The organism is Streptomyces spectabilis (assembly GCF_008704795.1).
GTDB classification, from domain to species: Bacteria; Actinomycetota; Actinomycetes; order Streptomycetales; family Streptomycetaceae; genus Streptomyces; species Streptomyces spectabilis.
Genome location: NZ_CP023690.1, coordinates 6,392,279 through 6,417,065, shown reverse-complemented (window position 1 = coordinate 6,417,065; position 24,787 = coordinate 6,392,279). Strand labels below are relative to the sequence as shown.

The window sequence follows — 24,787 nt, the reverse complement described above, 5'->3', positions numbered from 1 at the left end:
CTCGCTCCCGGGGCAACGAATCCGGATGAGGGTTCGTCAGGTCCCTTCGGTCGGCTGCCATTCGACCAGGGCGAGGCCCGCCGCCATCCCGCCGCCGAACCCGGCGAGCAGCACCAGGTCGCCGGGGGCGAGGCGGTGCGCCGCCCGGTCCAGGGTGATCGGTATGGACGCCGCTCCGGTGTTGCCGTACAGGCGCACGGTGGTGTGGGTGTGTTCAGGTGCGAATCCCAGGTCGGCGGCGAGCGCTTCGATCATGCGGCCGTTGGCCTGGTGCGGCACGAAGTGCGGGCGGCGCCCGTCGCCCGGCAGCTGGTCGTCGAGGAACGTCCGGATCAGCGGGCCGACCCGGTCCGTCACGAAGCGGCGCACGGCGGGCCCGTCCATCGTGAAGTAGTGCAGGCCCTGCTCCACGGAGGCCGCGGAGGCGGGGATCACGGAGCCGCCCGCCGGGACCCGGATCAGCTCCCGCTCCTCGGGGAAGGTGGCGAGGCGGGTGGCGAGCACGCCGCGCCCCGCGGTCGGCCCGATGACCACCGCGCCCGCGCCGTCGCCGAAGAGCACCACGGTGCGGTGGTCGGTGGGGTCGAGGGTGCGGGAGTAGATGTCGGCGCCGATGACGACGGCGTGCCGCCCGGTGCCGCGGATCATGCGCTCCGCCGCGGTCAGGGCGAAGACGAAGCCGCTGCACACCGCGTTGACGTCGAAGGCGGGCGTGCCGGAGGGCACGCCGATCTCGGTGGCGACCGCCGTGGCGGTGGGGGGCTGCGGCGAGTCCGGCGTGGACGTCGCCACGACGACGAGGCCGACGTCGTCGGCGCGCACCCCCGCGCCGGTCAGCGCCCTGCGCGCGGCCGTCGCCGCGAGGTCCGACGTGGCCTCGTCCGGTTTCGCCCAGCGGCGCTCGCGGATCGCGGTCTTGCGGGTGATCCACTCGTCCGTCACCCCGGCCCGCGCTCCCACCTCGTCGTTGGTGACGACGTTGCCGGGGAGGCAGGAGCCGGTGCCGAGTATTCCGATCGCGTCCGTGTCGGGGACCGCTGCTGCGCGACTGGCCATGGTGACTCTTTTCGTGTCGTGGCCGAGCGGGCGGCTCGGGGCGGGGCCCGCGCGGCGTCCAGTACGACAGTTCCGCGTCGGAACATAACCGGGCGCGCGCCCGGGCCCCCAGAGAATGCCGCGATAAGTGTCAGATTCGGCGCCGCCGCGCGCCCCGCGTCAATGCCGCGGCGCCCGGCAGAAGTTGACAGACTTTCCCGTCAGTACGTCGACGCTCATGCGGGGAATACGTAGCGTGGATACCGAAGTTCCGTGCCGCCCGGACGAGGGGTATTCATGGCGACAAGCAAGGTGCCCAGCGAAGCCGCGCCGCATTCGGCGCCCCATTCCGAGGCGACCGGTCCGCCCTGGTCCCGCGCCATCGACGTGCATCACCACATCATCCCGGAATTCTACGCGGCCGAACTCCGTGAACTCGGGTTCGCGTCCACGCTGCCCGGCGTCGACAAACCCGCGTGGCGGGTCGGGTCCAGCCTCGCGATGATGGACCGGCAGGGCATCCGGGCCGCGGTGGTGAACGTCTGGCCGGGCGTGCCGCCCGTCGACGCCGCCACGGGGGCCAAGTTCGCCCGCCGGGTGAACGAGTACCTGGCGGGTCTCGTCGCCGAACACCCGGGCAGGCTCGGCGCGTTCGCCGTGCTCCCGCTGCCGCACGTGGACGCGGCCCTGGAGGAACTGGCGTACAGCACGGACGTCCTGGGCCTCGACGGCGTCGGCCTGGTGACCCACTACGGCGGCGTGTACGTGGGGGATCCCGCGCTCGACGCCTTCCACGCCGAGGCCGCGCGCCGGGGCACACCGCTGTTCGTGCACCCCACGACGCCGCCGGTGGACCAGCCGACGTTCGGCCTGCCGGTGTCGCTCTGCGAGTTCCCGTTCGAAACCGTCCGCCTCGCCTCCCAGCTGCTGTACAACGGCACGCTGGACCGGCATCCGGGGCTGCGCGTGATCCTGTCGCACGGCGGGGGCGGCGTCGCGTACTACGCGGCCCGGCTCGCCTGCGGGCCGCTGATCCGCGCCGACCTCGCCGAGCGGCTGCCCGCCGATCCCCTCGCCTATCTGGGGCGCCTGTACAGCGACACCGCCATGATCGGGGAGCCGCACGCGTTCGCCTCGGTGCGCTCGTTCACCGGGGCGGACCGGCTGCTCGTCGGCTCGGACTTCCCTTTCATGCCGGAGTCGTACAGCACCGCGGGCGGTCGCTTCGTCGTCGACCACGGCGGATTCTCGGCGGGCGACCTGGACCGTGTCGAATTCCGGAACGCCCTTGACCTCTTTCCCCGATTCGCCGACGACCAGCAGGAGGGCCGTTAGCTTGCTCACCGAAGCCACGATTGCCGCGTATCTGGACCGCATTTCCGCGCCCCGGCCCGCGAAGCCCGACCTCGCGTCGCTGCGCGCGATACAGGCGGCGCATTTGTACGCCGTACCCTTCGAAAACCTCGGCTACCACCTGGCCGAGGAGATCCACATGGATGAGCGGGTGGTCGACAAAATCGTCAACGAACGCCGTGGCGGCGGCTGTTACGAGGTCAATCCCGCGCTCTCGTTCCTCCTCGAAGGCCTCGGGTACGACGTGTCCCTCCTTCCGGGCCGGGTGTGGATCAAGGGCGAACTGACCGCTCCCCTGCACCACCTGGCGCTCAAGGTCCGCATCGACGGGCACAGCTGGCTCGTCGACGTCGGCTTCGGCCGCAACAGCAGGTACCCGCTGTCCCTGGGCACGGAGGAGCCCCAGGACGACCCGAACGGCCGCTTCCAGGTGACGGCCGCCGACGACGGCGGCATCGACGTACGGACGAACGACGCGCTCCAGTACCGCGTCTACGACGTGCCGTGCCGGCTCAGCGACTTCGGGCCCACGCTGTGGTGGTACCGCACCGCGCCGGACTCGCCGTTCCTGCAGAACCTGTTCTGCTCGCTGCCGACCGACGACGGCCGGGTCACGCTGAAGGAGGACCGCCTCACCGTCCTCACCGGGGACGGGAAGGAGAGCCGGCGCCTCGCCGACGAGCAGGAGGTCCGCGAGGCCTACGCCAAGTGGTTCGGGATCAAGCTGGACCGGCTGCCCGTGAAGGCGTCCGGCGGGCCCGCCGTGCCCATGTCGTTCGAGTAGGAGCAGCGCGGGCGAGCGCTCCGCCCCCGGGACCGAGGTGCCCCGGGGGCGGAGCGCTCGCCCGCGTACGGGCGCCGTCCGCCGAAGGCGTCACGCCGTGCCGGACGGGTTGGAGATGAGGTACCGCCAGTGCCCGTCCGCGTCCCGGCGCGCAACGTCCGTCGCCGTTCCCTCGATGTGCACGTGCGCGCCGTCGGGCCCGGTGCCGTCGTGGACGTAGTCGTTGATCAGCAGGGCGGTGTCCCCCACCACGTAGACCTGGCGCAGCTTGACGGTGATGGGGACGCGGTCGCGCACCACCGTCGGCAGGACGGCCCGCCGCTTGGCGCCCGCCGAGATCTCGCCGGGCCGCACGACGTGCAGGGCCTCCGGCTCGAAGAGACGCTGAAGGAGTTCGAGGTTCCGCCCGTTGAAGGCGTCGGCGAAGACATAGGGAAGGTCGGCCGGATCGACGGGCAGGCTGCTGCCGTTTCGTATGTCTGACATGCGTCGAGTACAGCACCGGGAAATGCCGCGGGTCAGCGCTCGGCGGGGATGTCTGTCACCTCCGCACGCGGCGGGGAACGGCCCGCGGGTGGACCTGACAGATTGTGCGAGCGGGCTTGGCCGTGCCTTTTCGGTGAGTTGCATGATGCAGGGGATATCCGCGCCGCGCCGCTGTCCGACCGGCTCAGCGACCGGCGCCGACCCATCGGGAGGGATTTCCCTTGACGAACCTCACCATTGTTTTCCATTCCCGCAGCGGAAACGTCCACCAGCTCGTGGAGCGGGCCGCGCTCACCGCCCGCGAGGCGGGGGCCGAGGTCCGCGTGCGCAAGGCGGCCGAACTGCCGGACCCGATGGTCCTCGACAAGCCCGCCTACGCCGCGCTCGCGGACGCCACCGCCGAGGTCCCGAACGCGGACCTGGACGACCTCGTCTGGGCCGACGCGATCATGATCGGCACCCCGGTCCACTACGGCCTGCCCGCCCCGCAGATCCTGAACTTCATCGACCACACGGGCCCGGTCGCCATCCCCGGCAAGCTGATGAACAAGGCCGTGTCCGCGTTCGCCTCCGGCTCGATGCCGCACGCGGGCCAGCAGGCGGCGATCCTGGCGCTGCACAACGCGTTCTGCCACTGGGGCGCGGTGATCGTGCCGAACGGCTCGGCCGCCGCCGTGCTGCACCGGCCCGGCAACGGCGCCCCCTACGGCACCGGCACGATCTCCCGGCACGAGGCGACGAGCGTGACCGAGGACAACTTCGCCGCCATCGAGTACCAGACCCTGCGCACCCTCCAGATCGCCGGGGCCATCGAGCGCGGCCTCAAGCCCGAGCCGAAGATCACCATGGTGAGCGACGAGCGCCTGCGTACCTTCGGCCTGGACGTCTGACGGGGGCGCGGCATGACCGTACGCGACGCCCCGTGGCCCGAGGGCACCCCCTGCTGGGTGGAGGTCCAGGTCGACGACCCGGTGCGGACCAGCGGGTTCTACGGACGGCTCTTCGGCTGGACGTTCCTGGACCACGGTGAGGAGTACGACCACTATCTGACGGCGCGCCTCGACGGCCGGAACGTCGCCGACATCGGACCCCGGCCGCCCGGCGCGGAGCGCGGCGGCCCCTCGGCGTGGCTCGTCTGCCTCGCGGTGGCCGACGCCGACGCGGTGGCGGGGCGGATCGAGCGGGCCGGGGGCAGGCTGCTCGTGGCACCGAACGACGTGGGCACGCACGGCCGGTTCGCGGTCGCCGAGGACCCGGCGGGCGCGGTGTTCGCGATCTGGCAGGCGGACGAGTACCCGGGCGCCCAGGTCGCGGGGGTCGCGGGCGCGGCGGTGCGGCACCACTGTCTGAGCCGCGACGTCGACGCGGCCGCGGCCTTCTACGCCGCCGTGTTCGGGCACACCGTGGTTCCCGGGCCGGGGGCCGGTGAGGTCGCGCTCCGCCTCGACGGGCGCGAGGTGGCCTCGGTCGCCGAAGCGGTGGGAGGCGTTGCCTCGCATTGGCGGGTGGCGTTCGGGGTCGTGGACGTCGACGCGGCCGCGGCCGCCGTCGTCGGGCTCGGGGGTGCGGTGCGCGAGGGGCCCTACGCCTCCCTGCGCGGGCGGGGCGCGCTGGTCGCGGATGCGCAGGGCACCCTTTTCGAGATCCTTGAGGGCAAGCCGTAGTGCTTCGTCTGCGGGTTCGTCGTGGCTTGTCGCGCAGTTCCCCGCGCCCCTTCGGGGCGCTACCTGACCGTGTCCCAGAAACGTAGCTCGGCGGTCTTCGGCAGCTCCCCGACGCGGGGCCCCTCGCGGCCGCCGAGCAGCAGCGTGCTCGGCGCGTCGGGCGTGAACCGGGGCCACGGCGGGACGCCTTCGGCGCGCGGCGCGTCGTCGTGGGCGAACGCCGCCACGAGGTCCATCAGGGTCGCCGAGACCTCCCGCGCCCACGGGCCGTCGCCGAACGCCTCCCGGTGCTCGGCGATGCCGTGCGTGCCGAACAGGAACGGCGAGGTCGCCTCGTGCGGGGTGCCGAAGCCGGGCGGGCGCACCTCGTAGTCGAAGTACAGCAGGTACTGCGGCACCCGCGTCTCGCGCGCGCCGCGCTCGGCCATGCGCACGATCCGGTGGCGGAACGTGTTGTCGCCGTGGATCTCGGTGAGGAGGGAGAGCGGGTCGACCGGGCGGCGGTCCGCCGCGGCCAGCGTGCGGTAGTGCCCGATGACGTCGTCGACGAGGCCACGCGGCACCTCAGGGCTGTCGATGAGCAGGTGCGCCCGGACCAGGGCGCGCAGCTCGGCGTCGTCGACGGGGTGCGGCCGCCCGCCGGCGGTGTGGAAGGAGCCCTCCGTCGCCGTCACCATGGACAGCGTCGGCAGGTCGGGCACCGGCCGGTGCGTGTCGTGGGCGGGCACCAGCGCGCCGTCCACGACGGGGCCGCGGTAGCAGCGCCCGGATTCCACGGGATGGCCGTCCGGCACGGCGGCGAAGTACGCGCCCCACACGGCGAGGAACTTCGCGGCGTCCACCGTGCGCAGCCCCGGTACGTCGACGCCGAGGCGCCGGGCGACCGCCGCGAAGGCCGTCCGGGCGTCGTCGGGCGTCAGGGCGAAGGCGGGGGCCCGGACGTGGGCCGTGCTGATCGGGACGATGCGGCGGATCGCGCCGCGCAGCGCCGGCAGCAGGGCGAGCTGCCAGACGGCGGCGCCGCCCGCCGAGGTGCCGCAGAGGGTGATGTTGTCCGGGTCGCCGCCGAACGCGGCGATCGAGGAGCGCACCCACTCCACGAGCGCCGCCTGGTCCTGTAGGCCCCAGTTGGCGTGCAGTCCGGTCGCCGGATCGGTGAGCGCCTCGTGCAGGCCGAACCCGAGGGGCCCGAGCCGGTAGTTGAAGGTCACGATGACCAGGTCCCCGCGCGCGGCGAGCCGGGCCCCGTCGAAGGTCGGGCTCGACGCCGTGCCGACCTGCCAGCCCCCGCCGTGCACGTACACGAACACGGGGCGGCGGCCGTGGACGTCGGGCGTCCACACGTTGGCGTGGACGGCGTCCTCGGCCGACTCCGCGGCGCGGACCGGCGCGGTGGCCGGGGCGGGCCCCGACGGCTGGGCGAAGGCGGGGCGCACGGTGTCCGCGGGGCGGATGCCCGACCACGGCGGGTGCGGGCGCGGCGAGGCGAAGCGGAGCGGGCCGACGGGCGGCGCCATGTAGGGCACGCCGTGGAAGGCCGAGACGGTCCGCTCCGCCCGGCCCGGCACCGACACCCGGACCGCCGCGCCGCGCACCGCGCCCGCGTCCGTACGCACCACGGGAGCCGCCGACGGCGGCCGCGTTTCTCTCGCTTCGCTCATCGCCACACGATGGCAGCACGGGAGGGGCCCGGCAAGAAATGCGCACGGCATCTGTCAACTGACCGGCCGCCCGGCCACAACTGACAGACTTTCGCTGACCTGACGAACCGGACCGGCATATCTTGGCGCACCCGTCGTGAACGGCGAGGGTGGGGGCGTGCTCCCTTTACGAATTCCGAATCGATATCCAGGCGATTTCTTCTTCTGGGCGTCAGCGGCGCATGACGGCGGCCGCCCCGGGTCGCCGTACGAATGCCGGAGCCGACTGTGAACAGGAATACGGTGCACATTCCATTGGAAAAGGCGAGACAACAACCGGAGTGGGACGACCCGGCGCGTCTTCGGCGCGCCCGCGACACCCTGGCGCGCCGGCCCGGCCTGGTCGACGCGGCCGACGTACACACCTTGCGCACGCACCTGGCCGAGGTCAGCGCGGGCCGCGCGGAGGTCGTGCAGGCCGGTGACTGCGCCGAGGACCCGGCGGAGTCCACGGCCGACGACGTCGCCCGCAAGGTCGCCGTGCTCGACCTCCTCGCGGGCGCCATGAAGCTGTCGGGCCGCCGCCCGGTGGTGCGCGTGGGCCGGATCGCGGGGCAGTTCGCCAAGCCCAGGTCCCGGCCCACCGAGCGGTTCGGCGACCAGGAACTGGCCGTGTACCGAGGCCATTTGGTCAACGGCCCCGACCCCGGCCAGCGACGGCCCGACCCGCTGCGCCTGATCGACGGGTACACGGCGGCCGCGCGGATCATGTCCCACCTCGGGTGGAGCCGCGCCGGAGGCATCGAGCACCCGGTGTGGACCAGCCACGAGGCGCTGCTCCTCGACTACGAACTCCCGCTGGTCCGCAGGGGCCCCGACGGGCGGCTGCTGCTCGCCTCGACGCACTGGCCGTGGATCGGCGAGCGCACGCGCCAGGTCGACGGGCCGCACGTGGCCCTGCTCTCCCAGGTGGTCAACCCGGTCGCCGTCAAGGTGGGCCCCGGCATCGAGGCGAACGAACTCCTCGCGCTGTGCGCGCTCCTCGACCCCGGCCGGGAGCCCGGACGGCTCACGCTGATCGTCCGGATGGGCGCGGGGACGGTGGCCGAGCGGCTGCCGGACCTGGTGCACGCCGTGCGCGCCGCCGGGCATCCGGTGGTGTGGCTGACGGACCCGATGCACGGCAACACCGTGGTGACGACCGGGGGTTACAAGACCCGCTACGTCCGGACGCTCCAGCGCGAGGTCCGCGAGTTCCGGGCGGTGCTCGCCGAGGCCGGGGCGTTCCCCGGCGGCGTCCATCTGGAGACGACGCCCGACCAGGTCACCGAGTGCGTCCTGGACGAGTGGGAGGCGGACCGGGTCGGCAAGGTCTACGCCAGCCTCTGCGACCCCCGGCTCACCGCCGAGCAGGCGATCGACGTACTCGGCGCCTGGCGGGACGCCGAACCCCTGGCGCTCGCCGCCGAGACAGGAGGAACACAGTGACCGCGACGGACACCAGCACGGCCTGGCAGGACAAGGTCGCCCTCGTCACCGGCGCCGCGGGCGGCATCGGCCGGGCCGTGGTGCGCGCGCTCGCCGAGCGGGGCACCCGCGTGGCGGCGGTCGACCGCGACGGCGACGCGCTGCGCAAACGCGTGGCCGAACTGGCCCGCCAGGGCCTGCCGGTGACGGCGTACCCGGCGGACGTCACCGACGCCGCGGGCGTCGAGGCGCTCGTCGCGGCGGTCGAGTCCGGGCTCGGCCCGGTGGAGTACCTGGTCAACGCGGCCGGGACGCTGCGCGTCGGCGAGGTCAGGGAGCTGTCGGGGCAGGACTGGGCGGACATGTTCGCGGTCAACGCGAGCGGGGTCTTCCACACCTCCCGCGCCGTGGTGGACCGGATGGTGCCGCGCGGCCGGGGCGCCCTCGTGACGGTGGCGTCGAACGCCGCGTCGACGCCCCGGGCGAAGATGGCCGCGTACGCCGCGTCCAAGGCGGCCGCCACCATGTTCACCAAGTCCCTCGGCCTGGAGGTGGCCCGGTACGGCATCCGCTGCAACGTCGTGGCCCCCGGCTCGACCGAGACGCCGATGCTGTGGTCGATGTGGCACGACGACGAGGGCCGCGCGCGCACGCTCGGCGGCAGCGCGGAGGACTTCCGGGTGGGCATTCCGCTGGGCAGGACGGCCCGGCCCGAGGACGTGGCGGCGGCGGTGCTCTTCCTGCTGTCCGAGCAGGCCGGGCACGTGACGCTGCACGAGCTCACGGTCGACGGGGGTGCCGCGCTCGGCGCCTGACGCGGGGCCCGCGCCGCGCCCGCGGGACAGAGAACAAGGAGCGACCCGAGAGGAAGCGGAGCCATGCCCGGAATCCCCGACATCGCCGCCTACCCGATGCCCGGCGAGCACGACCTGCCGGCCAACACCGCGCGGTGGACGGTGCGTCCGGACCGTGCCGTGCTGCTGGTGCACGACATGCAGCGCTATTTCCTGCGGCCGTATCCCGCCGCCCACCGCCGCGAGCTCGTCGGCAACGTGAGACTGCTGCGCGAGGGCTGCGCCCGCCTCGGCATACCCGTGGCGTACACGGCGCAGCCGGGCAGCATGACCGAGGAACAGCGCGGCCTGCTGCGCGACTTCTGGGGCCCCGGCATGCGCCTGGCGCCCGAGGACCGCGCCATCACCGACGAGCTGGCGCCGCGGCCGCACGACTGGCTGCTCACCAAGTGGCGCTACAGCGCGTTCTTCCGGTCCGACCTCCTGGACCGGATGCGCGCCGCAGGCCGCGACCAGCTCCTCGTCTGCGGCGTCTACGCCCACATCGGGGTGCTCGCGACCGCCGTCGAGGCCTTCACGCACGACATCGAGACCTTCCTCGTCGCCGACGCGACCGCCGACTTCTCCGCCGCCGAGCACCGGCTCGCGCTCACCTACGCCGCGCGCCGCTGCGCGGTCGTGGCCACCACCCGCGGCCTCCCGTCCGACGGCGGCACGCTCCTCGCGGAAGCGGCCGAGGCGTCCGCCGCGGGGGCGGTCGCATGAGCGCGGACCCGACGGCGCCGCCGCCCGCCCCGGCCGACGCCGACGCCTTGCTGCGGCGCGTGCTCACGGCGGATCCGCCCCCGTACGCCCTCCTGTACCGCCCCACGGCCACCGGCGTCGACCAGGTCGAGCTCCTCACCGGGCCGGTGCGCGCGGTGGACCGCGTCGGCGATCTGCCGGTCCCCGAGTCGGCGCAAGGCCCCGCCGGGCCCGACGTACTCGCGCTGCTGCCCTACCGGCAGCTGGCCGAGCGCGGCTTCCCGGCACCGGACGACGGCAGTCCGCTGCTCGCCATGACGGTGCGCGAGCGGGCGTGCCTGAGCCGGGCCGAGCTGCTCGACCGCGTCCCCGACGTACCGATCCGGCTGTCGGGCGAGCACTTCGACATCGACGACGACGCGTACGCGGACCTGGTGCGCCGCGTCCTCGCCGACGAGATCAGCACGGGCGAGGGCGCGAACTTCGTCATCAAGCGCCGCTTCGTCGCCGATGTCACCGACTACACCCCGGCCACGGCCGCCGCGGTCTTCCGCCGCCTGCTCGCCCACGAGTCGGGCGCGTACTGGACGTTCCTGGTGCACACCGGGGAGCGCACCCTGGTCGGGGCGTCGCCCGAGCGGCACGTGAGCCTGCGCGACGGCACCGCCGTCATGAACCCGATCAGCGGCACCTACCGCTACCCCGCGGGCGGCCCCACCCTCGACGGCGTCATGGACTTCCTGGACGACCGCAAGGAGACGTACGAGCTCTTCATGGTCGTCGACGAGGAGCTGAAGATGATGTCGCGGTTCTGCGACGCGGGCGTGCGGGTGGTCGGTCCCTTCCTCAAGGAGATGGCCCGCCTCGCGCACACCGAGTACTTCATCGAGGGCACCACCCGGCGCGACGTGCGGGAGATCCTGCGCGGCACCCTGTTCGCCCCGACCGTCACGGGCAGCCCGCTGCAGAGCGCGAGCCGCGTGATCAACCGGTACGAGCCGCAGGGCCGCGGCTACTACAGCGGCGTCGTCGCGCTCATCGGCCGGGACGGTCACGGCGGGCGCACCCTGGACTCGTCGATCGTCATCCGCACGGCCGACATCGACGCGTCGGGCCGGATGTCGATCGCCGTGGGCGCCACGCTGGTGCGCGACTCGCTGCCCGCGGCCGAGGTGGCCGAGACACACGCGAAGGCCTTCGGCCTGCTGAGCGCGCTCCGGGCGGAGCCGCAGCGCCCCCTCGGCCACCATCCGTCGGTGCGCTCCGCGCTGCTCGCGCGGAACGCGGACATCTCCCGCTTCTGGCGCGACGGGCCGGAACCCCCGGCACGGCGCCCGGCCCTGGCCGGGAGGCGGGTCCTGGTCGTCGACGCCGAGGACACGTTCACCTCGATGATCGCCCACCAACTGCGGTCGACCGGCCTGGAGGTGACCGTGCGCCGCTTCGACGAGCCGTACGACCCCGACGGCCACGACCTGGTCGTCATGGGCCCCGGTCCCGGCGACCCGCTGGCGGTGGACGAACCCCGGATGGCCCATCTGCACGACGTGACGGCCCGGCTGCTCGCCGGGCGCCGCCCCTTCCTCTCCGTGTGCCTGAGCCACCAGGTGCTCTGTCACCGCCTTGGCCTGGACGTGCGCCGCCGCGACCGGCCGCACCAGGGCGTGCAGAAGGACCTCGACCTCTTCGGCCGCCGCGAACGCGTGGGGTTCTACAACAGCTTCGTGGCGCACAGCGGCACCGACCTGCTGCACCCGGTGGGCAACGGTCCGGTGGAGGTCTGCCGGGACGCCGCCACCGGCGAGGTGCACGCCGTGCGGGGCCCGCACTTCGCCGGGGTGCAGTTCCACGCCGAGTCCGTCCTCACCCACGACGGCGTCCGCATCCTGGGGACGCTCCTGACCGACGTACTCCAAGGAGCGCGGAGCCTGGTGGGGTCGTGAGCGGGACTCGTGCGGCGGGGGCCCTCCGGTGTGCGCGGAGGGCCCCCGCACCGGTGTGTGGGTTCCCCCGGCCCCGCCGCCTCACTCCGTGCTCAACGCCACCCTCATCCCCCGCAGTTCGCCCGCCTCCAGCATCCGGTGGGCCTCGGCGGTGGCGCTCAGCGGCAGCGTGAACCGCTCCCGCGGCCGCAGCCTGCCGTCGGCGAGGAGGCCGTTGACGTGCTCGGCCGCCTCCGCGAGCTCGGCCACGGTGGCCCGGGTGATGGCGAAGCCGACGACGGAGCCGTCGCGGACGTACAGCTCCCCCGCGGGCAGCGTCGGCGTGGTGCGCAGCCCGGCGAGCAGCACGATCCGGCCGCGCCAGGCGAGCAGTCCGACCGCGCCCGCCAGGTCGTTGATCCCGGCCGCGTCCAGATAGAGGTCGACCCCGCCGGGGCAGGCGCGGGCCAGGCGGGCCGTCACGTCGCCGGCCGTGCGGTCGACCACCGCGTCGGCGCCGAGCCCGCGGCAGTACGCCTCGTCGCGGGGGTGGGCGACGGCCACCACCCGGGCGCCCGCCGCGGCCGCGACGACCACCATCGCGGCGCCCACGTTGCCCGCGGCGCCGATCACCACCACGGTCGCGCCCGCCCGCAGGCCGCCGTGCGTGACCAGGCCCAGATACGCGGTCGCGCCCGGGTGCAGCACGGTCACCGCCGCGGCGGGGTCGACGCCCTCCGGCAGCCGGTAGAGCCGCTCGGCGGGCACCCGGGCCCGCTCGGCCGCGGCGCCCTGCCGCCCGCCGTGGCCGAGGCTGTTGCACCACACCCGCTCCCCCACCGCGAAGCCCGTCACCGCGTCCCCGACGGCGGCGACCCGCCCGACGAGGTCGCGCCCGACCACGAAGGGGAACTCCACGGGCGTGTCCACGGCGCCGGACCGGATGAAGGTGTCCACGTGGTTGGCCGTCGTCACCTCGACGTCCACCAGGACGTCGTGCGCGCCCGGCCGCGGCTCGGGCAGCTCGCCGAACCGGATGGAGTGCGCCGGACCGAATTCACTGATGTACGCAGCACGCATGCGGGGCATTCTTCCCCGGGAATCCCGCGGCCGCGCCGGATTCCCGGCGTACCGGCAGACAGTGTGTCAACTCCGGCGGCAGGAAGGGGCCTTCCCGCGGACGCATCTGACTGACTGCCCCGGCCGCCGTTGCGAGGCCTCCGCCGCCGCTCTCAGGATCGGACCGAGTTCTGTCAGGAAGGGGAATCGGCTTGAACGCGACCGCGCACGAGATCGCCCTCATCGGTACGGGACCGCGCGGGCTCGCCGTGCTGGAACGCCTGTGCGCGAACGAGCGCGCACGACCATCGCACGCCCGGGTCCTCGTCCACGTCGTCGACCCGGTCGCGCCGGGCTCCGGCGCGGTGTGGAGCACCGGCCAGTCACGGCACCTGCTCGCCAACACGGTGGCCTCCCAGATCACCGTCTACTCCGACGCGGCGTCCCGCATCGAGGGGCCGGTCGAGCCGGGACCGAGCCTGTACGAATGGGCCGCGGCGCTCGCGGCCTCGCACGGCGACACCGCGCCCGGCGAGACCGCGTACCACGACACCGCGTACGACGAGACCGCGTACGACGAGGCGACGCTGGCCGAGGTGCGGTCCCTGGAGCCGAACTCGTACCCCACGCGGGTGCTGTGCGGGCAGTACTTCACGGCCTGCTTCCGGCGCGTCCTGGCGAACGCGCCCGCGCACGTCGAGATCCGGGTGCACCGCTCGCGGGCGGTCGCCATGGCCGACACCCACGGCATCGCGGGCGGGCCGCAGGGCGTCCGGCTCGCGAACGGCACCCGCCTCAACCACCTCGACGCCGTCGTCCTCGCGCAGGGCCACCTGCCGACCCGGCCCACCGCGCGGGAGGAGCGCACGGCGAGCCTGTCGCGGATCAACCACCTCACCTATCTGCCGCCCGCCAACCCCGCGGACGCCGACCTGGACGGCATCGCCGCGGCGGAGCCGGTGCTGCTGCGCGGCCTGGGCCTGTGCTTCTTCGACTACCTCGCGCTGTTCACCCTCGGCCGCGGCGGCCGCTTCGACCGGGGCGCGGCCGGGCTCGTCTACCGGCCGAGCGGCAAGGAGCCCCGGCTGTACGCCAGTTCGCGGCGCGGCGTGCCCTTCCACTCGCGCGGCGAGAACGAGAAGGGCGCGCACGGCCGCTATCTGCCGCGCCTGCTCACGGCGGAACGCGTGGCCCGGCTGCGCTCCGGTGACGCCTCCGGCCGCCTTTCCTTCACGAAGGACCTGTGGCCGCTCATCGCGCGCGAGGTGGAGACCGTCTACTACGAGACGCTGCTGGCCCGCGAGGACGGCGCGGCCGGACGCGCGCCCGGCCCCGACGGGTTCGCCGCGCGCTACCTGGCCTGCGCGGGCCCCGCGGAGTGCGCCGCGGTCCTGGACGCGTACGGCGTCCCGGCGACGGACAGGTGGGACTGGGACGCGCTCGCCGACTCGGCCCGCCGGCGCTCCTTCACCAGCCGCGACGACTTCCGCTCCTGGCTCCTCGCCCGCCTCGCCGACGACGTCCGGCAGGCCCGCGAGGGCAACGTCAGCGGCCCGCTGAAGGCCGCCCTCGACGTGCTCCGCGACCTGCGCAACGAGGTACGGCTCGCGGTCGACCAGGGCGGCCTCGACGGGGACTCGCACCGCGACGAGCTGGAACGCTGGTACACACCGCTCAACGCCTTCCTGTCGATCGGCCCGCCGCCGCGCCGCGTCGAGGAGATGACCGCCCTGATCGAGGCGGGCGTCCTGGAACTCACCGGGCCCGACACCCGGATCAGGATCGACACCCGCGACCGGTCGTTCGTGGCCGACTCCGACGCGGTGCCGGGCCCGACCGTGCGCGCCCGCGTCCTCATCGAGGCCCGCCTCCCGGAGCCGGACCTGCGGCGCACGGCCGACCCCCTGCTGCGGCACCTGCTCAACACCGAGGCGTGCGCCCCGTACCGCATCCCCACGGCGGACGGCGGCGCCTACGAGACCGGCGGCCTCGCGGTGACCGAACGGCCGTACCGCCTCCTCGACGCCCACGGCAGGGCCCACCCGAGGCGCTTCGCGTACGGGGTGCCGACCGAGGCGGTGCACTGGGTGACGGCGGCGGGCATCAGGCCCGGCGTGGACTCGGTCACGATCGCCGACGCGGACGCGATCGCGCGCGCCGTGCTCGCCCTCGGCACCAGCGCCCCGTGGGCCGGGCCGACGGCCGACGAGGAGCACACCGAGGTCGCCGTATGAACGCGCCGTTCGCCGCGGGCGACGCCGCCGCCGACCCGCACGACGCCGCCGTCGACCCGCACACCCTGGACGCCGGGCTCCTCTCCCCCGTGCGCGCCGGAACCCCCGTGGAGCGCGCGGTGTCCGACCACGCCTGGCTCCAGGCCATGCTGGACACCGAGGCCGCGCTCGCCCGCGCGCAGGCCGCGCTCGGCGTCGTGCCGCCCGGCGCCGCGCGGGCCATCACCGCCGCCGCGCGGGCCGACCGGCTCGACCTGAGGGCGCTCGCGGTGCACGCGCGGGAGAGCGCCAACCCCGTGGTCGGCCTGGTGCGCGCGCTCACCGACGCGGTGGCCGCGGCGGACCCGGACGCCGCCGCGTACGTCCACCGGGGCTCGACGAGCCAGGACGTCCTCGACACCGCGGCGATGCTGGTGGCCAGGGACGCGCTGGGGCTGCTGCGGGCGGACCTGGGGCGGGTCGAGCGGGCCCTCGCGGGGCTCGCCCGCGCCCACCGCGACACGGTCGTCGCCGGGCGCACCCTGGCCCTCCACGCGGTGCCCACCACCTTCGGCCTCAAGGCCGCCGGCTGGCGGGAGCTGGTGCGCGACGCGGACGCCCGCGCCGCCGCCGTGCACGCGGCCCTGCCGGTCTCCCTCGGCGGCGCGGCGGGCACCCTCGCCGGGTACGCCGCGTACGGCGCCGACACCGAACGCCTGGTGACGGCGTTCGCCGCCGAGACGGGCCTGCGGGCGCCGGTGCTCCCCTGGCACACGCTGCGCACGCCGATCGCCGACCTGGGCGCCGCGCTCGCGCACACCGCCGGAGCCCTCGGCAAGCTGGCGGTGGACGTGCAGTCGCTGAGCCGCACCGAGGTCGGCGAGGTCGGCGAGCCGTACGTGCCCGGGCGCGGCAGCTCCTCGGCGATGCCGCAGAAGCGCAACCCGGTGCTCGCCACGCTGATCCGCGGTGCCGCGCTCCAGGTCCCGGCGCTCGCCACCGTCCTGACGCAGTGCATGCTCGCCGAGGACGAGCGTTCGGCCGGGGCGTGGCACGCGGAGTGGCAGCCGCTGCGCGAGTGCCTGCGCCTGACGGGCGGCGCCGCGCACACGGCGGTGGAGCTCGTGGAGGGCCTCGTGGTGCACCCGGAGCGGATGCGCGCGAACCTCGCCCTCACCGGCGGCCAGGTCGTCGCCGAGCGGCTCGTGGCGGAGCTCGCCCCGCTCCTGGGCAAGGCGGCCGCCCGAGAGCTCCTGACGGCCGCCTCGGCCGCCGCGGGGCGGGACGGCCGCCCCTTGGCCGACCACCTGGCCGAGGCCCCCGGCCTGGCCGGCCGCGTCCCGCGCGCGGACCTCGACCGCTGGTGCGATCCGGCCGGGTACGTGGGCGCCGCGCCCGCTCTCGTGGACCGCTCCCTGGCGCCCCGGGAGGAGCCCTGAGAGCGACGGAGGCCCGGCGAATAACGCTTCGGAAAGTGACAAGAAGAATGCGGGGCGTACCACCGCGGCGATCAAGCGATCTCGCCGGGTACAACCCCTCGCGATCTCCCCCTCGCTCGGATTCGGTGGATCCTACGAAGTGGTAAGCAACACACCTGACCGCCCTGACCGCGGAGAATGCGCCGCCGCCGGGCGCCCCGTACGCGCCGGTGAATTCAGCGGCGAAATCGCCGCCACCGCCATTCATCATGAAGCAGGAGGCAGTGGTGACCATGGATCCCTTGGCCGCGAACGCCACTGACCAGTCTGACCCGGGACATGACCAGCTGACCCGCGATCGCCCTTGCGCGGCCCACGGGCGTTGCGTTTGAATTTTGAAAAGCCTTAGGAAACGGGGGAATCCGAGGCTGCTGAAATCGAGCGCTTTCGACGAAAGCAGTCTTGCCTCCGTACGTTCGACCATCCGTTGGGCGCGGTCGAAACCAAGGGGGAGTCATGCACGACACACATGAACCACGAAACGCGAATGCACCGTCGGCCCCGGCCATTCGGTCGGCCCCGGCCGTTCGCGCGGCCCTGGCCATTCCTGCGGCTCTGGCCATTCCTATGGCTCTGGCCACTTCTGCGGCCCTGGCCACTTCTGCAGCCCTGGCCACTCCATCGGCCCTGGCTTTCCGCCGGACTGCCCCAGCCCGTTTCCTCCGCGCTGTCGTACCACCGTGCGTTGACTGATCGCATGTGCTGAGCGATCCCTGGCCGAGCCCTGACGGGAAGCCTCTTCCCCCAGGTCGGGCACGCCGTCGCGGCGCCGCCTGACACCTACGCTCAGCCTTCGCGGTGTGCCCCGTCACGGCCCCGGGCAGTTGCCCGCTCACGGCCGCGCGGAGGGGAGACCGAGGCCTCACGGGCCGCCGGGTCTCTGCGCCACCGCCCCTTCACGACGCGTGTCCCGGCTCCGAGTCCGGCCGACGTCACCCCCAACCCCCTCCCTCTCCTTCCGCACGGCTGCGGGCGGCCGGTCACGGACGCCCGCAGGTACGCCGCCCGCGGCCGCACGCCGCCGTGCCGCCGTGCCCCCTCACCGCGCCGCCGAGCACCGGGCCGTCCGGCCGCACCGACGTGCTCCGGCGCACCACACAAAGGATTGGCATGACTGTCGTCAGCAGCGAACCGTACTGCGCTCAGACCCACCACGGCCGGATGACCCGCTGCGACGGGCCCGACCCGGACGCGACGAGAAGGGTCGCCCTCGACCGCTCGCTGGCGGAGCTCTCCCCCGTCGTGTTCGCCTCGCTCCCGCGGGCCGACCAGCGCCGCAAGGGGCTGATGTATCTGCGCGGACTCCTCGGCGCACGGGGCAGGAAGTCGGTGCGGAACATCGCGGCCTTCCTCGGCGACCAGGTCAACGACCAGGGCCTGCACCACTTCATCAACGACTCGACGTGGGAGTGGGCGCCCATGCGGGAGGCCCTCGGCCGCTATCTGGCCCGTCGGCTGCCTCCGCAGGCCTGTGTCCTGCACCCCATGGTCATCCCCAAGTCGGGCACGCACTCCGTGGGTGTGGCCCGGACGTTCTCCTGGGAGCGCGGGCAGTCCGTCACCGCGCAGCAGGTGATCGGGGTGTGGGGGGTGTCCGCGCACGCCACGAGCCCGCTGAACTGGTGGCTGCATCTGCCGTCCCAGTGGACGCGGGGCGCCCCGGGCGACGACGACCCCTCCTGGCCCGAGCGGCGGGCGGGCCAGCCCACACCGGAGGACTCGATGGTCAGCGCCTATCTGGAGACGGCCGCACGGCTGCGCCTGCCGGAGTGTCCGGTGACGCTCAACGCCGAGCCGCTCGACGGCATCCGGGTGGTCAGCAAGCTCAGCGCGGCGGGCCTGCGGCACATCACCCGGATCGCGCAGGACACCTGGCTGCTCCCGCACGATCCGGCGCTGCCGGGCTGGGGCGAGCGGCCGCTCCAGGCGGGCCAGATCGCCCAGCTCGCCAAGCTGGGCCGCAAGCGCGTGGCCCTGATCCCGTCGGGCAGCGCGGACCCCGCCGAACTGGTCGCCGCCATCCGCGTCCGCCTCCCCGTCGTCCTCGACTCCGGGGACCGGGGCCAGGACCACGGCGACTTCCTGCTCCTCGGCATCGGCCGCGGCGGCCCCCGCTGGCCGGAGGAGCTCTGGCTGACCGACATGACCACGGTCGACCTCACCGCGCTGCTCCGCCTGGTCGCCCTCAGCCACCGCGTCGAACAGTCCGGCATGCCCCGCGCGGAACGCGTCGGCATCCGCGACTTCGTGGGCCGCTCCTTCGCCGGCTGGCACCGCCACGCCACCCTGGCCTCCATAGCCCACGCGGCCACGGAACTGGCGGACCACCACTTGGCGGCCTGAGGCCACGCGCCCTGAGGGGGGAGGCCTCAGGGCGCGTCACACCGCGGCGACGGGGGCGGCCAGGGCCGGATCCTGGCCGGACCGACGCAGCGCATCGGCCACGAACCCGGACGCCACCAGCTCACCCACGAGCTCACTCAGGAACCCTGCCGCCTTCGGCCCCCGCTCCTTCGGCGTCCCCATGGCCTGCCGGATCGTCATGAACGCGGGCTCCAGCAGCCGCAGTCCGTCGTGCCGGGCCACGTGCGCGGCCAGCGGCTGCCGGATGCCGGCCGCCACCTCCAGCCCCTCGGCGTGGAAGACCCCCACCCCCTCGTCGCCGCGCACCACGGCGGCGTACCGGAGGGCCCGACTCAAGTAGAGGTCGTAAGCGGACCCCTTCTTCACGCCGATCCGCACCCCGTCCTGGTCCACGTCAGCGGCGGAGACGAACGAGGACTCCACGGGCACCGCGTACGCCCCCTCGATGTGCACGTACGGCGCGCTGAACGCGACCTCCTCCTCACGATCCGGATCCACCGCCAGGAAACACAGGTCGGCACGCCCCTCGGCCATCGCCGCATACGACTTGCGAGCCGCGTCGAAGCACAAGAACCGCACCGGCACCCCCAACCGCGCCGCAACCTCACGAGCAAGCTCCACCGTGACCCCGGCCGGCTCCTCCGCACTCCCCTGAGCGAGCACCGGATTCCCAAGATTGATGGAGGCCCGCAACACCCCATCCGGGGCCAGGCCGCGCGAGATCTCTGCGTCTATGGTCGTCATACCCCTGAGCCTAGGCGGCCGCCACCCCACACATACGCGAAGACCCCGACCTCAGCGCTACCGCTGATGACGGGGTCTTCGGACACCTAACCCAAGGTGCCCCCGGCAGGATGCGAAACCTGCGCACACTGTAGAAGTGAGTGAAATTCGGATCTGCCTGGGATAACGTGCCTGGCCAGCTCCTGTGATCCCCACACGCGCCCGAGCTCAACTCAGAGCTCCCTGGGCACCTTGACCGGGCTTGCCGCACTCCTGTCGAGGAGTACGCGCCGAAGATCCCCAAGGTGTCAACGGCGAGCTGATCCAGCCTCAGATAAGCGCTTTGCCGCCAGCCGCAGGTATCCCAGTCGCCGAGCCGTACGGCCCGGGCTACACAGGAAAGTTGGGACGTTCCTGCCTGGGGGAAGGGCCGACCAGTGAAGCTGACGATCAACCTGGCAGTTCTGCTCGCTGTCATCCTCGTCGTGCTCGTACGTCGACGCGTACAGGCCAGAAGCCGGGTCGACCAGACGATGGTCTTGGCCGTAGCGGTGACGTTCGGGGTGCTGGTCGCTCCGACCGACTTCGGCCAAGGCATCCTGCGAACCGTTTCTGATTTCGCGCAGAGCGTTTCGGATGCGGGCACCCCATGAGCTCGGGGCCGCCCCGCGGATATCAAGGGCTTGTCTCCGGCGGTGAAGCTCTCGCATGACGTTGGGTGGCGAGGCAACGGAATACCACTGCCGGACGACTGGACCGATCCGGCAGACGAGAGCTGACCCTGACCTCATGCACCGGAGCCGCGGCAGACGGCGACGTGGGCAAACGTCGGGGAGACACACTCGAAGATCAACACGCCATTACAACGTGATCACTGGCAAAGGGCTGCTTCCGGCGGCATCCGCCTGCACATACGCGAAGACCCCGTCCGCAGCGAACTCGCTGATGGCGGGGTCTTTGGGCACTTCATGCGAAGTGCCCCCGGCAGGATTCGAACCTGCGCACACGGCTCCGGAGGCCGGGTGGGGACGCTCGTCGGCAGGACCTCTGATCTGCGGCGCGGCGCTGCCGGGTCGGCTTTGCCACCAAGATCATCACGCTGCCATTACGTGGACGCCCTGTCCCGGGGTGGGGCTGGCCCGTATGGTCGAAAGCATGATCTCGGGCAGCGGCGAGGACGCGCGCGACAGGGACGTGGAGTTCACGGCGGAGGGCGTGGAGGCCGTTCTGCGCGAGGCGTGCGAGACGGTCGGCCTCGATCCTTCAGGGGCAGAGCTGCTCCGCCTGGGATCGAACGCGGTGTACCGGCTGGCGTCCTTACCGGTCATAGTCCGCATCGCCCGCGACCCGGCCGTCCTCGCCGAGATGGAACGGGCCGCGGGCGTGGCCCGCTGGCTGGAGACGGTGGACTTCCCTGCGACGCGCGTACTGGCTGATGCCGCTCAACCCGTCGTCGTACGCGGCCGGGTGGTGGCCTTCTGGGAGAGCGTCCAGGAGCGGGAGGAGTACGCGACGGTCGGGGAACTGGCCGATCTCCTTCGCCGGTTCCACTGGCTGGAAGAGCCCGAGTCGCTGCGCCTCCCCTACTTCGACCCCCTGGCCAAGCTGTCGGCAGCGCTGGCCGACCTGACTGCTGTCTCGGAGGACGACAGGTCCTTCCTGGAGGAGCGAGCGGCCAAGCTCTCCAAGGACTACGACCGACTGGACTTCGTTCTTCCCTTCGGCCTGATCCACGGCGACGCGAACATCGGGAACGTCCTTCGCCACCGGGACGGCCATGCCGTCTTCATTGACCTGGACGGGCTCGCCCTGGCCCCGCGCGAGTGGGACCTGATCCTGACCGCCATGTACTACGACCGGTACGGCTGGCACAGCAAGGCGGAGTACGCCGAGTTCGTCCACCGCTACGGCTTCGACCTCATGAACTGGCCCGGGTACGAGACGTTGGCCGACTTGAGGGAGCTGATGATGGTCGTGTGGATCGGCCACCAGGTGGGCGCGAGCGAGCGTTCCGCGGCGGAGTTCGCGCTCCGGATGGCTTCGCTGCGAACAGGCGAAGGACGAAAGTCCTGGGGCGCGTTCTGAGGTCTGCCACTTTGGTCAGTGACTTGCTCGCCCCTGGCCGTACGTCCCGGCAGCGATCCACAGCCTGTGATCCCGCGCCTCTTCGGCAAGGTCGTGCGCCGCACCGGTGGACCCGAGCTCGCTGAGGTCCCGGCGAAACTCGGCGAGGTAGCTGACGCACCGCGCGGACTTCAGCTGCTCGCCGAGATCCAGCGCGTCGAGAGCCACGCTGCACGCCTCCTCGACATCGCCCGCACGCAAGTGGGCGTCTGCGAGCACCATGGTCGCGAAGAAGTCGCTTCGTACGTGGCTGCCACTCATGGCGTTCTCGGCGTGAGCGACCGCCCGGCGAGCGCTGTTGACGTCCCTGAAGCAGTGGGCGGCCTCCGCGGCCAGCTCGGCCTCGTCGAAGTAGCTGATCCACTCTGGCTCGTCATCGCTGTTCCGACTCTCCAGGGCCCTGGTCGCCGCGCCCAGAGCGGCCTCGCAAGCGGCGGTACCCCCCGTACGGGCAAGGGCGCGGGCCTCCATGGCATGGAACTGAGCCCGGAGCGTGGGCGTGGCCACGGGCGAGATGCCCATGAGCGCCGCACGGGCGAGGGTGGCGGCCTGGGTGTACTTGCCCAGGAAGGTCGCCTGATGGCTCATCGCGGACAGGATGCTGCCCGCGAGCCGACGATCGTTCGCGTCCTGGGCAAGGCGGAGGGCCTGGAGGAAGTACCGCTGAGCGAGCCCGTGACGGCAGGCGTCGTACGCCATCCAACCGGCCAGGAGCGTGGCCTCCGCGACGGTGGAGAACAGAGCCCGACCTACCCGCTCGGTGTAGTGACCGCGCAGGAGCGGGGCTACGTCATTGTTGAGGTACTGAATGACCGAGTGCCGCGCATGGTCTCCGCCGAACTGGTCGTCGAGCCGGGCGAACATATCGGCCGTGGTCCTGATGGCCGCCACATCGCCGAGACCGACACGAACCCCATCGGACCGCGGACTATGCGTGCCGGGCTCCGGCGCGACCAACCACCGCAGCGAAGCCTCACTCCACGCCGGCTCGGACGGCTCCGCGGTGACCAGCGGGTCGTACTGATTGAGATCAGCGCGCCACAACTGGCTGACCGTCTGAATGGCATCGTCCGGGCTGGCGGGATACGCCGCATCGAGTACAGCAGGGTCTTTGAGCTCGCTGCCATTCAGTCCGAGCTCCTCGGCACTCATGGCGTACGCATCGCACAACAGCGGACCGTAGAAGTCATCAGGCGAGCTGTGGCCGTTCTCCCAACTGGCGATACGGCGCTTCACGCTGCTGTCCGCCGGGAGCTGGTGCCCGCGCTGGTGGGCTGCCCTGCGCAACTCCCTCACCAGTCGCGGCTGGCTCCAGCCCCGATTGACACGAGCCTCGCGTAAGCGGTCGCTGGTCGACTTCATGGAGACGCAGCTCCTTCACTCCCGTACGCATGCGCCGATGCGGCAACTCGACGTGCCTGGTCGAATGTACGCACTGATGACCACCTCTCGCAGGCAGTAACCAGAGATCATCCGTGAACAGGCGGCTGACGGGGGATGACACGACCTGAGTGGACACGTCATCCCCCGTCACCTCTCGTCATCTGCCCTGGCCGGGGGTCGGGCCACGAGCCTGGACCTACTGCGGCACAGGGGCCGCACGGAACTCCGACTGAGGGTGGGACGACGTGCACAGGATGACCAAGCGGGGTGTGGAATGGCTGGCCGCGGCGGCGGACAACCCGGGTGAGTGCCGACAGGTGTGGGCGGACGACCCACGCATGCCTGTCCTTGTGCAGACCGGCCGCCTCTTCGATGTCGTGAGCGTGGATCAACGCCTCGGCACGGAGATGTTCGACCGACTCCGCCTGAGCGGCATGCCCTTCGGCCCATCGGTCATCGACCGACGGGCACAGAGGGTTGGCTTCTTCCTCGGCTCCGGGAGCCACGAGCCCTTCACGCGCCAGCTCCAGCGCGAAACGGAATCGCCACCGTCGTTCCGCTACCTCGGCGAGGGCTGCGCGGTAGTCGTGCCCGGCCCCATCCCGTTGTCCGACGACCGCTATCAATGGCTCCGCGCCCCCACCCGCCGACCGGAGGCCAACCCGCTGCGCCCAGTAGCCCTCGCGACCGCCCTGGTCGCCTCCGCGGAGCTCCTCGCCAGAATCGACCGCTTCGACGAGCAGTACCCGACCCCTTACGCAGCCGTCGCGGACCTCACCGACGAGACGGACCACTGATGCCGACCGATCCGTCCTCCGGACAGGACGCCGCCGCATGGTCGCCTCTCGAAAGCGACGGTTGGTATGCAGCCCGAAACGCGACAACTGCACTACGAGACGCCCTCGTCTCCGCGGGCCTTGAGAAGGACTTCCCTTATCTCCGCGCGGAGTTGAACGCCTTCGGCAACGGCCTCGTAGAGCTGGGCCGGGTCTCCCCCGGCACGGCCGAGCGCCTCGCGGAGCTCCTGCGCCTGGCCCTGGAGCACAGCTTCGCCCGCGACCACGAGGAACCCACGTCACCCACCACCATCGAAGAACCCCAGGGAAGGACTTGACGTCATGACCGACCGGCGAGGAGTGGTGGCCAGGCGGGCGGAGGATCTGATACTCGGAGTCCCCTACGTCCGCGGCTGGAACCGCGCTCGGCGTAGCGCTGGCGCCCTGGCAGGTCAACTCATGCTGCTCGGGCTGGACTCCGACTTCCCGGGCTTGACGGCCGACGTGAACATCTTCGGGGACGGCTTGGTCGAGCTGGGAACCGTGCGCCCGGATGCGGCAGCGCGGCTGGCGGAGCTGATCACGGCAGGACTCCAAGCGGAGCTGTGCGACACGAGCGCCGGAGCGCCCGCGCCCGCACGGCGGCAGGCACCGGCGGCCTGACTCGCCCCTCGAACGCCGGTTGACCGCGCCCAGACCCCGCTTCTGCGATCACCGGCTCGGCCCCGTACGGCATCGCTCCACAGCGCCGTCGTACGGGGCCTCTTGCTGCCCCGGT

The 24,787-nt window shown here is 72.7% G+C and carries 22 protein-coding genes; 16 read left to right on the top strand and 6 right to left on the bottom strand.

Annotation, left to right across the window (positions count from 1 at the left end; translation table 11 throughout):
* Positions 1-36: 36 nt before the first annotated feature.
* Positions 37-1,056, bottom strand: a complete 1,020-nt coding sequence (locus tag CP982_RS28300) for a 3-oxoacyl-ACP synthase III family protein (RefSeq protein WP_150513052.1) — start codon at positions 1,054-1,056, stop codon at positions 37-39.
* Positions 1,057-1,332: 276 nt separating this feature from the next.
* Between CP982_RS28300 and CP982_RS28295 the strand changes: the two genes are divergently transcribed.
* Positions 1,333-2,370 (top strand): amidohydrolase family protein, encoded by a 1,038-nt coding sequence (locus CP982_RS28295; protein WP_150513051.1) that lies wholly within the window; start codon positions 1,333-1,335, stop codon positions 2,368-2,370.
* A gap of 1 nt (position 2,371) precedes the next feature.
* On the top strand, positions 2,372-3,172 hold the full coding sequence (locus CP982_RS28290) for an arylamine N-acetyltransferase family protein (protein WP_150513050.1): 801 nt from the start codon (positions 2,372-2,374) through the stop codon (positions 3,170-3,172).
* A gap of 90 nt (positions 3,173-3,262) precedes the next feature.
* On the opposite strand, the gene CP982_RS28285 is transcribed toward CP982_RS28290, so the two are convergent.
* Positions 3,263-3,658: a YybH family protein gene (locus CP982_RS28285; protein WP_150513049.1), complete on the bottom strand. Its 396-nt coding sequence runs from the start codon at positions 3,656-3,658 to the stop codon at positions 3,263-3,265.
* A gap of 221 nt (positions 3,659-3,879) precedes the next feature.
* On the opposite strand from CP982_RS28285, the gene CP982_RS28280 reads away from it, so the two are divergent.
* Together CP982_RS28280 and CP982_RS28275 are read left to right on the top strand one after the other, a co-directional pair.
* Positions 3,880-4,548, top strand: a complete 669-nt coding sequence (locus tag CP982_RS28280) for a flavodoxin family protein (protein WP_150513048.1) — start codon at positions 3,880-3,882, stop codon at positions 4,546-4,548.
* Positions 4,549-4,560: 12 nt separating this feature from the next.
* Positions 4,561-5,322 (top strand): VOC family protein, encoded by a 762-nt coding sequence (locus tag CP982_RS28275; RefSeq protein ID WP_150513047.1) that lies wholly within the window; start codon positions 4,561-4,563, stop codon positions 5,320-5,322.
* Positions 5,323-5,381: 59 nt separating this feature from the next.
* Here CP982_RS28275 and CP982_RS28270 read toward each other — a convergent pair whose 3' ends face one another.
* A complete protein-coding gene (locus tag CP982_RS28270; protein ID WP_170316500.1) occupies positions 5,382-6,983 on the bottom strand; it encodes a carboxylesterase family protein in 1,602 nt (533 codons plus the stop codon).
* 252 nt (positions 6,984-7,235) lie between these two features.
* Between CP982_RS28270 and CP982_RS28265 the strand changes: the two genes are divergently transcribed.
* The 4 genes from CP982_RS28265 (at position 7,236) to CP982_RS28250 (ending at position 11,910) form a co-directional block, all read left to right on the top strand.
* Positions 7,236-8,450 (top strand): 3-deoxy-7-phosphoheptulonate synthase, encoded by a 1,215-nt coding sequence (locus CP982_RS28265; RefSeq protein WP_150513045.1) that lies wholly within the window; start codon positions 7,236-7,238, stop codon positions 8,448-8,450.
* Positions 8,447-9,244, top strand: a complete 798-nt coding sequence (locus CP982_RS28260; RefSeq protein ID WP_150513044.1) for a 2,3-dihydro-2,3-dihydroxybenzoate dehydrogenase — start codon at positions 8,447-8,449, stop codon at positions 9,242-9,244. Before CP982_RS28265 ends, CP982_RS28260 begins: the two co-directional genes overlap by 4 nt.
* Positions 9,245-9,307: 63 nt before the next feature.
* Complete coding sequence (locus tag CP982_RS28255; RefSeq protein ID WP_150513043.1) at positions 9,308-9,988, top strand: isochorismatase family protein; 681 nt, start codon at positions 9,308-9,310, stop codon at positions 9,986-9,988.
* Positions 9,985-11,910, top strand: a complete 1,926-nt coding sequence (locus tag CP982_RS28250) for an anthranilate synthase family protein (protein WP_150513042.1) — start codon at positions 9,985-9,987, stop codon at positions 11,908-11,910. The genes CP982_RS28255 and CP982_RS28250 overlap by 4 nt, the downstream gene beginning before the upstream one ends.
* Before the next feature lie 81 nt (positions 11,911-11,991).
* On the opposite strand, the gene CP982_RS28245 is transcribed toward CP982_RS28250, so the two are convergent.
* Positions 11,992-12,969 carry an NADPH:quinone reductase gene (locus CP982_RS28245; protein WP_150513041.1) on the bottom strand — a complete coding sequence of 326 codons (978 nt, stop codon included), beginning with the start codon at positions 12,967-12,969 and terminating at the stop codon, positions 11,992-11,994.
* A 191-nt stretch (positions 12,970-13,160) separates the two neighbouring features.
* Between CP982_RS28245 and CP982_RS28240 the strand changes: the two genes are divergently transcribed.
* The 3 genes from CP982_RS28240 to CP982_RS28230 all read left to right on the top strand — a co-directional run bounded on the left by CP982_RS28240 (position 13,161) and on the right by CP982_RS28230 (position 18,982).
* A complete protein-coding gene (locus CP982_RS28240; RefSeq protein ID WP_150513040.1) occupies positions 13,161-15,182 on the top strand; it encodes an FAD/NAD(P)-binding protein in 2,022 nt (673 codons plus the stop codon).
* Positions 15,179-16,600: a nitrosuccinate lyase gene (locus CP982_RS28235; protein ID WP_150513039.1), complete on the top strand. Its 1,422-nt coding sequence runs from the start codon at positions 15,179-15,181 to the stop codon at positions 16,598-16,600. Before CP982_RS28240 ends, CP982_RS28235 begins: the two co-directional genes overlap by 4 nt.
* A 1,149-nt stretch (positions 16,601-17,749) precedes the next feature.
* Positions 17,750-18,982 carry an IS701 family transposase gene (locus CP982_RS28230; RefSeq protein ID WP_150513038.1) on the top strand — a complete coding sequence of 411 codons (1,233 nt, stop codon included), beginning with the start codon at positions 17,750-17,752 and terminating at the stop codon, positions 18,980-18,982.
* A gap of 36 nt (positions 18,983-19,018) precedes the next feature.
* On the opposite strand, the gene CP982_RS28225 is transcribed toward CP982_RS28230, so the two are convergent.
* Positions 19,019-19,747: a transporter substrate-binding domain-containing protein gene (locus CP982_RS28225; protein ID WP_150513037.1), complete on the bottom strand. Its 729-nt coding sequence runs from the start codon at positions 19,745-19,747 to the stop codon at positions 19,019-19,021.
* Between the two features lie 416 nt (positions 19,748-20,163).
* Here CP982_RS28225 and CP982_RS28220 point away from each other — a divergent pair, with 416 nt between their 5' ends.
* Entirely contained in the window at positions 20,164-20,379 is a 216-nt protein-coding gene (locus CP982_RS28220; protein WP_150513036.1) for a hypothetical protein, read from the top strand.
* 502 nt (positions 20,380-20,881) lie between these two features.
* A complete protein-coding gene (locus CP982_RS28215) occupies positions 20,882-21,811 on the top strand; it encodes a phosphotransferase family protein (protein WP_170316499.1) in 930 nt (309 codons plus the stop codon).
* 15 nt (positions 21,812-21,826) lie between these two features.
* On the opposite strand, the gene CP982_RS28210 is transcribed toward CP982_RS28215, so the two are convergent.
* A complete protein-coding gene (locus CP982_RS28210; RefSeq protein ID WP_150513034.1) occupies positions 21,827-23,212 on the bottom strand; it encodes an NsdA family TPR-like regulatory protein in 1,386 nt (461 codons plus the stop codon).
* 275 nt (positions 23,213-23,487) lie between these two features.
* Here CP982_RS28210 and CP982_RS28205 point away from each other — a divergent pair, with 275 nt between their 5' ends.
* The 3 genes from CP982_RS28205 to CP982_RS28195 are packed head-to-tail and all read left to right on the top strand — an operon-like array spanning position 23,488 to position 24,672.
* Positions 23,488-24,030 carry a bifunctional DNA primase/polymerase gene (locus tag CP982_RS28205; RefSeq protein WP_150515752.1) on the top strand — a complete coding sequence of 181 codons (543 nt, stop codon included), beginning with the start codon at positions 23,488-23,490 and terminating at the stop codon, positions 24,028-24,030.
* Positions 24,030-24,347, top strand: coding sequence for a hypothetical protein (locus CP982_RS28200; protein WP_150513033.1), 318 nt, complete (start codon positions 24,030-24,032; stop codon positions 24,345-24,347). The genes CP982_RS28205 and CP982_RS28200 overlap by 1 nt, the downstream gene beginning before the upstream one ends.
* 4 nt (positions 24,348-24,351) lie before the next feature.
* A complete protein-coding gene (locus tag CP982_RS28195) occupies positions 24,352-24,672 on the top strand; it encodes a hypothetical protein (protein WP_150513032.1) in 321 nt (106 codons plus the stop codon).
* Positions 24,673-24,787 lie beyond the last annotated feature (115 nt).